This window comes from Acidovorax sp. SRB_24, from assembly GCF_012931925.1.
Map to the genome: position 1 here is coordinate 24232 of NZ_MWOM01000048.1, position 9347 is coordinate 33578.

The window sequence follows — 9347 nt, forward strand, 5'->3', positions numbered from 1 at the left end:
TCAGGACAAACCCTTGATTCTAGGATGGGCCGCGCCGCCCAGGCGGCGGCGCGCCCAGCGCGCCAGGTCGTCCATGTAGCAGTACACGACGGGCACGACCACGAGCGTGAGCAGCGACGACGTAATGACGCCGCCAATCACGGCCTGGCCCATGGGAGCGCGCTGCTCCGAACCTTCGCTGAGTGCAAAGGCCAGCGGCACCATGCCAAAGATCATTGCCAGCGTGGTCATGAGGATGGGCCGCAGGCGCACGCGCGCGGCCAGCAGCAGGGCTTCGTTGCGCGCCAGGCCCGCCACCGGCTGCCCATCGTCGCCCACGTGGTCCGCGCGCGCGCGGATGGCAAAGTCGACCAGCAAGATGGCGTTCTTGGTGACCAGGCCCATGAGCATGACCACGCCGATGACCGAGAACATGGACAGCGCCGAGCCGAACATCAGGAGTGCCAGCACCACGCCAATCAGCGTCAGCGGCAGCGCCGTCATCAGCGCCAGGGGCTGCAGGAAGCTCTTGAACTGGCTCGCCAGGATCATGTAGATGAACACGATGGCCAGCACCAGGGCCGAGAGGGCGTAGCCGAAGGCCTCGGCCATGTTCTTGGTCGAGCCGCCGAACTGGTAGCGGTAGCCGGGCGGGAAGGCCACGGTGTCGAGCGCTTTTTTGATGTCGTTCGAGATGTCGCCCGTGGACCGGTGGTAGGCATTGGCGTTGATGGCCACCTCGCGCGTGAGGTCGCGCCGGTTGATCTGGTTGGGGCCCGTGGTCTCGCGCACGCTGGCCACCTGGCTCAGCCGCACGATGCGGCTGGCGCCATCGGCCATGGTGAGGGCAAAGGGCAGGCGCTCAAGGTCTTGCGGCGTGCTGCGCACCTCGGGCGCCAGGCGCACGTTCACGTCGTAGGTCTGGTCGTCGGGCGCGCGCCAGTTGCCCACGGTCTGCCCGGCCACGAGGATGCGCAGCGCGTTGGCCATCTGCGCCACCGACAGGCCCAGGTCGGACGCGGCGTCGCGGCGCACCTCGACGGCGACGACGGGCTTGTCGTCCTTGAGGCTCGAGTCGAGGTCGACCAGGCCGGGAATCGCCTGGAGCTTGGCGGTGACCGTGCGGGTCAGGCGCGCGAGCTCCTGCAGGTCGGGGCCCTGCAGCGAGAACTCGATCTGCTTTTGCCCGCCCACGGGGTCGAGCAGGCCGACGTGTGTGACGGTGATGCCCGGGATCTGGCGCAGGCGCTCGCGCAGCACGCCAGACATCTCGTCCACGCTGCGGCTGCGCGCACGGCGGTCGACCAGGCGCACGTAGATGCTGGCGGAGATCTTGCCCTGCGCGCTGCCGGTGTTGAGGGTCGCGAGCGTGTAGCGCACCTCGGGCAGGGCGCGCACCAACGCCTCGACCTGCCGCGCCTTGGCCTCGGTGGCTTCGATCGACGAGCCCACCGGGGTGTAGAAATTGATCGTGGTTTCGGAAAAATCGGCCTTGGGCACGAATTCGGTGCCCAGCAGCGGCACCATGAAGACGCTGCTCACGAAGATCGCCAGTGCCACGGCCAGCGTGGTGAGCTTGTGCGCCAGCGCCCAGCGCAGGATGCGCTGGTAGCCCTCGGCCAGCGATTCGGTGGTGCGGTCGAACCAGCCCGTGACGCGGCCCATGGTCTTGTCGTAGAACGTGGCGGGCCGCGCCGCCTGCCCGTGCTGGTGGATGCTCGGGTCGTGCCAGATGCTCGAGAGCATGGGGTCGAGCGTGAAGCTGACGAACATCGAGATCAGCACCGCAGCGACGATGGTGATGCCGAACTCGTGGAAGAACTTGCCGATGATGCCGCCCATGAAACCGATGGGCAGGAACACCGCCACGATGGACAGCGTGGTCGCCAGCACCGCCAGGCCGATTTCTTGCGTGCCCTCCATGGCCGCCTGGTAGTTGCCTTTGCCCATCTGCACATGGCGCACGATGTTCTCGCGCACCACGATGGCGTCGTCGATCAACAGACCCACGCAGAGCGACAGCGCCATCAGCGTGATCATGTTGATCGTGAAGCCGAACAGGTTCATGAACAGGAACGTGCCGATGATGGAGATCGGTAGCGTCAGCCCCGTGATGACCGTGGAGCGCCACGAGTTCAGGAACAGGAACACAATCAGCACCGTGAGCAGCGCGCCTTCGATCAACGTCTGGCGCACGTTTTCCACCGCCACGCGGATCGGGCGGGCGCTGTCGCCGATGGCCTCCAGACGCACGCCCGAGGGCAGTTCGGCGCGCAGCGCGGCCACGGCTTGGTTCAGGCCATCGACCACCTCGATGGTGTTCTCGCCCTGCGCCTTCTGCACCGACAGCAGCAGCGTGCGCTGGCCGTTGTAGAGCGCCAGGCTCTCGACCTCTTGCGCGCCGTCCTGCACGCGCGCCAGTTGCTCGACGCGCACGGGCGCGCCGTTCTTGCGCGCCACGATGATGCGGCCGAAGTCGTCCGGGCGCCGCAGGCGCGCGTCGATCTGCACCACGCGTTCCTGCGCCAGCGAGCGGATGGCGCCCAGAGGCAGGTCCTGGTTTTCGTTGCGCACCGCCTGCGCCACCTGGTCGGGCGTGATGCCGAACGCTTCCAGCGCCTGCGGGTCGAGGTAGATGTTGATCTCTCGCGCGGTGGCCCCCACCAGGTTCACGGCGCCCACGCCGCGCACGTTCTCGAGGCGTTTCTTGAGCGTCTGCTCGGCCCAGCTGCTGAGCTCGACCGCGCTGCGCTGCGTGCCCGCCGTCCCATCGGGCAGCACGGCCAGCGACCAGACGGCGCGGCTGGCCGGGTCGAAACGCAGCACGCGCGGCTCCTTGACCTCGGTGCGCAGGTTGGGGCGCACGCTGGCCACTTTCTCGCGCACGTCCTCGGCGGCTTTGCGCCCGTCGATGTGCAGCTGGAACTCGATGATGACCAGGGCGCTGCCCTCGTAGCTGCGCGAGGTCAGGGCGTTGATGCCGGCGATCGAGTTGACGGCTTCTTCGATCTTCTTGGTGACCTCGCTCTCTACGATCTCGGGCGAGGCGCCCGGGTAGTCGGCGGCAACGACGACGATGGGGAAATCAATGTCGGGGAACTGGTCGACCTTGAGCCGCTGGTACGAAAACACGCCCAGCACCACGAAGGCGAGCATGACCATGGTGGCGAACACCGGGTTTTTCAGGCTGACTTGGGTAAACCACATGGCGGGGGCGGGCGCTCAGGGGTTGGCGGGCGGTGCGGAACTGGCGGGCGGCAGCCGCAGCGCCGTGCCTTCGGGCAGCGGCCCGACCCGGCCGGCCAGCACCTGGGCACCCTCGGGCAGTCCCTCAACGGCTACGAGGGCCTGGCCATCGGCCTGGCTGCGCGCCCCGGTGCGCACGTTGCGGTGCGCCACGCGGCCGTTGTCGGCCACCTGCACGTAGGGCGCCGGCTTGTCGGTGCGCACGGCGTCCAGCGGCACGGCGAGCAGGTCGGCGGCGCCGGTGTCGAGCGTGCCCTGCACAAACAGGCCCTGGCGCAGCACGGCGTCGACCTGGACGCCTTCCACCGCCAGGTACACCGGCACCGTGCGGCTGCCGGCCTGGGCGCTGGGGTTGATGCGCGCAACCGTGGCGCTGACGGGGCCGCCATGCCCTTCGATCTGCAGGCGGGCCGCCTGGCCCACGCGCACGGCCAGCGCGTCGGCCGGCGCCAGCAGCGCTTCGACCTCCATGGCCGAGAGGTCGACCACCTCTAGGATGCGGGCCTCGACCGCGACGCGTTCGCCGTTCTGCGCCAGACGCTGCGCCACCTGGCCGCTGATGGGGCTGCGCAGCACCGTGTCGGTCAGCGACTTGCGTGCCACCTCGGCCGCGGCCAGCGCCGCCTGGTACGAGGACTGCGCCGCCTGCAGGCTGGCCTGCGATGTGTCGAGCGCGGTGCGGGAAATGAAGCCCTGGTCCACCAGGGCGCGGTTGTTGTCGAACTGGCGCTGGCCGATGTCCACCTGCGCGCGCGCGGCATCGGCCTGCTGCTGCGCCTGGCGCAGGCGCGCTTGCATCTCGACCGCTTCGATGCGCGCCACCTCCTGGCCCGCACGCACGCTGTCGCCCTCGCGCAGCGTCAGGCCCTGCAACTCGCCTGCCACGCGCGCCTTGATGGTGGCCGACTGCACGGCGCGCAGCGTGCCCGACACGGGCACGCCCAGCACCAGGTTTTGCCGGCGCACGGTCCAGATTTCGCCCGGCGCAATCTCCATCGCGACGGCGGCTGCGGGCGCGGATGCCACCGCCAAGGACCTTTGCTGCGCCTGGCGCGCCAGCACCGCGCGCAGCACGCCTGCGCCGACGAGGCACACCACAAGGGCTGCGACAAGCCACGGAATCCAACGTTTCTTGGAGGTCATAGACGGCGAAAGGACGAGAGCGATGGAGGGGTCAGCGCGTAGCGATAGGCGTGCCGGCAGGGGCGCAAAGCCCCTGGAGCAGGATGTCGAGCTGGATGTCGAGGAAGCCCTGCGGCGCCGTGCGGAATGCTTCGGGCACGCACGTGGCCATCGTGTGTTTGCACAGCGTGAGGAAAATCAGCGGGGCAAGCACCGCATAGACCGCGCAATCGATATCGCAGGCGCGGAACTCGCCGCACTCCACGCCGCGCTGCAGCATGCGGCGGATCAGTTGCTGGCCGGGGTCGGCCACTTCCTGCTGGTAGAACTGTGCGATCTCGGGAAAGTTGCCCGCCTCGCTGAGCATGAGCTTGGTAATGCCGGAGGCGCGGGTGCTGCCCACGTGCTCCCACCATGAGCTGTAGCAGTAGCGCAGCATGTCGGCCGTGCTGCCCTCGAAGCGCTCGAACTCTTCGTTCCAGAGTTGAAACCGCCCGGCTATGTTCTCACGCACCACGGCCTTGAACAGCTCTTCCTTGCTCGCGAAGTACAGGAAGAGGGTGCCTTTGGAGACGCCGGCGCGCGCGGCGACCTCGTCGACCTTGGTGGCGGCATAGCCCTTTTCGACGAACAGGTCGAGCGCGGCGTCGAGCAGTTCGCCGGGGCGGGCTTCTTTGCGGCGCTCCCGCTTGGGAAGTTCTGCCGCGCTGGGGTGGGGAAGGGAGGGCGAGGACATGTTAATGACTGACTGGTTAGTAAATATAACAAGCCGTCCCCACGAGGTCAATGTGCGGTTATGGCAGGAAAGGCGCGGACAGCAGGCGCAGGCCGATGGAGATCCACTGCGTGTCCGAGCGGCTGCCAAAGCGGTTGCCAAAGGTGGTGTCGACCTGGACATGGCCCGGCACGATCCAGTGCCGCAGGCCCAGCTGGTAATAGGGCCGGCCCTGGTTCTGGCTGAAGGTTTCGGCGATCAGCCAGGTGCGCTCGCTCAGCTGCGTCTCCGAGCCCAGGCCCCAGGTCACGTGGTTGCGCTGCGTGGCGTGTTCGCGCATCCAGCCCAGGTTGGCGTGCAGCACGACGCGGTCGTCCTTGAACGAGAAGCTGGCGGGCACGTAGGCATACCAGTCGCGGCCCTCTGCCGCCAGCGAATGGCGTACCGTGCCCGCGGCCAGGCCAATGCCCCAGCCGTTGGTCTGCAGCGGCTTGAGGACCGTCTTGCCCTGCAGCACGGTGTCGGTGGTGGACGGATTGCCATCGTCGCGCAGGCGGCCGCCGCCCAGCGTCAGCTCTAGGTTGCCGGTGAAATTGCACGCCGGTACGGCCCAGAACTCGGTGCCGCCATGGTTCTTGCGGGCCCAGCTCTCGACCTGGCAGGCCTTGGCATCGACGATGCGGGCGTCGTCGGTGATCATGGGCCGCGCCGCATGCGCGACCGGGGCGCACAGGCCCATCGCCAACCAGGCGGCGGCGGGCGTACAGACCCATGTCCGGCGGCGGGCCGGAAGGTGAACAGGGCGCATGGCAATCTTTCTGCAGCACGGCGCTGCGGTCAAAATTGAGCGGCACTCTACCCCAAGTGCGGTGCCTTGCCGCGGGGACGGAGGCGATAATGGTGCCCCACGACGCGACGGCAGAGAGACTACCCCATGACCTTGCAAACCATCACCCTGGGCGGCGGCTGCTTCTGGTGCACCGACGCAGTCTTTACCCGCGTGCGGGGCATCGCCAGCGTGCAAAGCGGCTACAGCAACGGCCATGTGGCGCAGCCGAGCTACGAGCAGGTCTGCAGCGGCACCACTGGCCACAACGAGGTGGTGCGCCTGGCGTACGACCCCGCCGTGATCAGCGTGCGGGAGATTCTTGAGATCTTTTTTGCCACACACGACCCGACCACGCTCAACCGCCAGGGCAACGACGTGGGGACGCAATACCGCAGCGGCATCTACTATTCGACGCCGGAGCAAAAGCAGGTGGCCGACGAACTGGTGCGCCAACTGACCGAAGACCGGGTGTTTGGCGCGCCTCTCACCACCGAGGTGCTGCCCGAGACCAACTACTGGCCGGCCGAGGGCTACCACCAAGACTATTACGCCAAGAACCCGAGCGCGGGCTATTGCGCCTTCGTGGTCGGCCCCAAGGTCGAGAAATTCCGCAAGACCTTCGCGTGCTTCCTCAAGCCCGACTGAGCGCTCCTGCACCCCGATCTTTTGCCCTCGCTGAAATCCCTCCAGACCGCGCCGGCCAGCAGGCGGCACACCCGCTGGCTGTGGTGCCTGCTGCTGGCCCTGTTGCTGGCGCCCACGCTCGGCCAGATGCACCGTGCGCTGCATGGCGCGCACATGCGGGCTGTGGGTCCGTCGTCCGCCGCCGCTGTGCACGCCGCAGGGGAGCAGCCGACCTCGATTGTGTCGGCCCTGTTCGGTGGCCACAGCCCGGCCGAGTGCCAGCTGCTCGACCAGCTCACGCTGGGCGACTGGCCGCACAGCGCCGCGCCCGCGCCGGCGCACGCCTTGCCTGAGGCCTTGTCCAGCGCAGGCCCGCAGCCGCACCCGCGCGCGCGGCGCATCGCGGCATTCCACGCGCGCGCACCACCGCGTACCTAGCCGCGCGAGGGCACCGGCCGCCTGGCCGGTAACGCCCCACATTCCTTTTTTCATAGCTGCCAGCGTTTGTCCAGCAAGCGTTTGGGCCGCTTTTTATTGATATTCCATGCGCTGCATGGAGTGGCTGGCTGCGTGCGCGCGGCCCGCACAACTCTGTTGAATTGACACCATGAGATTGATCCCGCACCGTTTTTCCCGCCCTGAGCGCCACCTTCCTGTCGCCGCACCGGCGCCGCAGCCGCTGGCATTGGCCGTGGCGCTGATGCTGGCCTCCGCGGGCCACGCCCAGGTGCTAGCAGAGGCCGCCCCGTTGGCAGAAGTGACCGTCTCGGCCAGCGGCCTGCAACTGGGCGCCAGCGAGATGACCACGCCCGTCACCGTGCTCGAAGGCGACGAACTCGTGCGCCGCCGCGAGGCCACGCTGGGCGAAACGCTGGGCAGCGAGCCCGGCATCACCAGCAGCCACTTCGGCGCGGGCGCGAGCCGCCCCATCATCCGCGGCATGGATGGCCCGCGCGTCAAGGTGCTCAGCGATGGCGCCGAGCTGCACGACGCCTCCACCCTCAGCCCCGACCACGCGGTGGTCTCCGAACCGCTGCTGGCCACGCAGATCGAGGTGCTGCGCGGCCCCTCGGCCCTGGTCTACGGCAACGGTGCCGTGGGCGGCGTGGTCAACGTGCTCGACGGCAAGGTGCCCACGGTCATCCCGCAAAAGGGCTATGAGGGCAGTGCCGAGCTGCGCGCCAACAGCGGCGCAGGAGAGGGCGCCGGTGCCTTCTCGCTGACTGGCGGCGCCGGCCACCTGGCCGTGCACGTGGAAGGCGTGGCGCGCGATGCGGGCGACTACCGCGTGGGCAAGGGCTGGGCAGCCGGGGGCGAGCCGGCCCGCAAGGTGCCGGGCAGCTTCAACCGCACCGACACCGGCAGCGTGGGCCTGTCCTGGGTGGGCGAGCAGGGCTACCTGGGCGCGGCCTATACGCGCCATACAGCTCGTTACGGCCTGTCGGGGCACAACCACAGCTTCGAAGGCTGCCACGCGCATGACGACCACCTGCACTGCGGCACGCATGCCGGGGTAGACGACGGCCATGACCATGGCAGCGGAGGCCAGAGCAGCGACCTGCCGGTGGTCGACCTGCGCAGCGAGCGCTTGGACGTCCGCGGCGAGCTGCGCAACCCGTTTGTCGGCTTCTCGGCGCTGCGCCTGCGCGCCGGCGTGACCGACTATGTGCACGACGAAGTCGAAGGGGGGGCCGTCAGCACCACCTTCAAGAACAAGGCCTATGACACGCGCATCGAGCTGCAGCACTCGCCACTGGCCGGTTTCAAGGGCGTGATCGGCCTGCAGGCGTCGCAGCGCAAGTTCAGCGCCGAGGGCGAAGAGGCCTATGTGCAGCCCACTGTCACGCGCAAGACCGGCCTGTTCGTGCTGGAGGAATACCGCCTGGGCGACTGGCGCTTTGAAGGCGCGCTGCGCCACGACTGGCAAACGGCAGAGGCCCAGACCATCGGCATCGAACGCAGCCACAACGGCACATCCGCATCGCTGGGCGCGGTGTGGAAGTTCACACCCGGCTACCAGCTGGGCGCCTCGTTCACGCGCGCCAGCCGCGCCCCATCGGCCGAAGAGCTGTACGCCCGGGGCCTCCACATGGCCACCAGCACGTACGAACGCGGCAATGCCGACCTGCGCACCGAAACTTCGCAGAACATCGACCTGGGCCTGCGCAAAACCGGTGGCGACACCACCTGGGGCGTGAGCGTTTTCCGCAACCGCATCCGCCACTACATCTACGGCCGCACGCTCGACGAGCGCGATGGCCTGCAGCTGCTGCAGTATTCCCAGGCCGACGCGACCTTCACCGGCATCGAAGGCCAGGTGCGCCAGCGCCTCACGCGCAAGCTGGGCATCACGCTGTTTGGCGACACCGTGCGCGCCAAGCGCGAGGGCGGCGGCCTGCTGCCGCGCATTCCGCCCACGCGCGCCGGTGTGCGGCTCGACGCCAACTGGAACGCCTGGGAGGGCCAGGTCGAATGGCTGCAGGTCGCCCGCCAGAACCGCGTGGCCGAGTTCGAATCGGCCACGCCCGGCTACGGCATGCTCCACCTGGGCGTGAATTACCACGGTCAGTTCAGCACCGGGATGCCATGGCAGATCTACTTGAAAGCCCACAACCTGACAGACCGCTTGGCCTACGCCCACACCTCGTTCATCAAGGCCGCGGCGCCGCTGAAGGGGCGCAGTATCACGGTGGGGATGAAGGCGGCGTTTTGAGCGCAGTGCGCCGCTTGCAGATCCGCGGCGTTTGACTCAAAGTGGCGCGGTGGCGTTCCAGAGAGGGCATCGCGATGGACCAGGGGATGGTCGTCATTGGTGCAGGATCGATCGGTCAG

The 9347-nt window shown here is 68.2% G+C and carries 7 protein-coding genes; 3 read left to right on the forward strand and 4 right to left on the reverse strand.

From position 1 onward, the window contains the following. From B2J89_RS15240 to B2J89_RS15255, 4 genes are read right to left on the reverse strand one after another with little or no spacing between them, the layout of a single operon-like run. Window positions 1-3186 carry an efflux RND transporter permease subunit gene (locus tag B2J89_RS15240; RefSeq protein ID WP_169169893.1) on the reverse strand — a complete coding sequence of 1062 codons (3186 nt, stop codon included), beginning with the start codon at window positions 3184-3186 and terminating at the stop codon, window positions 1-3. A gap of 15 nt (window positions 3187-3201) precedes the next feature. Then, window positions 3202-4368, reverse strand: a complete 1167-nt coding sequence (locus B2J89_RS15245) for an efflux RND transporter periplasmic adaptor subunit (protein ID WP_169169894.1) — start codon at window positions 4366-4368, stop codon at window positions 3202-3204. Between the two features lie 31 nt (window positions 4369-4399). Beyond that, complete coding sequence (locus tag B2J89_RS15250) at window positions 4400-5083, reverse strand: TetR/AcrR family transcriptional regulator (protein ID WP_169169895.1); 684 nt, start codon at window positions 5081-5083, stop codon at window positions 4400-4402. Window positions 5084-5141: 58 nt separating this feature from the next. Then, window positions 5142-5801: a hypothetical protein gene (locus B2J89_RS15255; RefSeq protein WP_169169898.1), complete on the reverse strand. Its 660-nt coding sequence runs from the start codon at window positions 5799-5801 to the stop codon at window positions 5142-5144. 195 nt (window positions 5802-5996) lie between these two features. On the opposite strand from B2J89_RS15255, the gene msrA reads away from it, so the two are divergent. The 3 genes from msrA (at window position 5997) to B2J89_RS15270 (ending at window position 9228) form a co-directional block, all read left to right on the forward strand. Then, window positions 5997-6536 carry a peptide-methionine (S)-S-oxide reductase MsrA gene (gene msrA, locus B2J89_RS15260; protein WP_169169896.1) on the forward strand — a complete coding sequence of 180 codons (540 nt, stop codon included), beginning with the start codon at window positions 5997-5999 and terminating at the stop codon, window positions 6534-6536. A 21-nt stretch (window positions 6537-6557) separates the two neighbouring features. After that, the gene (locus B2J89_RS15265) at window positions 6558-6953 is read left to right on the forward strand and encodes a hypothetical protein (RefSeq protein ID WP_240965043.1); all 396 of its coding nucleotides are present in this window, start codon (window positions 6558-6560) and stop codon (window positions 6951-6953) included. 169 nt (window positions 6954-7122) lie between these two features. Next, window positions 7123-9228, forward strand: a complete 2106-nt coding sequence (locus tag B2J89_RS15270; RefSeq protein WP_169169897.1) for a TonB-dependent receptor — start codon at window positions 7123-7125, stop codon at window positions 9226-9228. Window positions 9229-9347: the final 119 nt, after the last annotated feature.

Excerpts from the sequence above, each read along its gene's own strand:
- B2J89_RS15240 (WP_169169893.1), bottom strand. The coding sequence starts at position 3,186 with ATGTGGTTTACCCAAGTCAGCCTGAAAAACCCGGTGTTCGCCACCATG.
- B2J89_RS15245 (WP_169169894.1), bottom strand. The coding sequence starts at position 4,368 with ATGACCTCCAAGAAACGTTGGATTCCGTGGCTTGTCGCAGCCCTTGTG.
- B2J89_RS15250 (WP_169169895.1), bottom strand. The coding sequence starts at position 5,083 with ATGTCCTCGCCCTCCCTTCCCCACCCCAGCGCGGCAGAACTTCCCAAG.
- B2J89_RS15255 (WP_169169898.1), bottom strand. The coding sequence starts at position 5,801 with ATGGGCCTGTGCGCCCCGGTCGCGCATGCGGCGCGGCCCATGATCACC.
- msrA (WP_169169896.1), top strand. The coding sequence starts at position 5,997 with ATGACCTTGCAAACCATCACCCTGGGCGGCGGCTGCTTCTGGTGCACC.
- B2J89_RS15270 (WP_169169897.1), top strand. The coding sequence starts at position 7,123 with ATGAGATTGATCCCGCACCGTTTTTCCCGCCCTGAGCGCCACCTTCCT.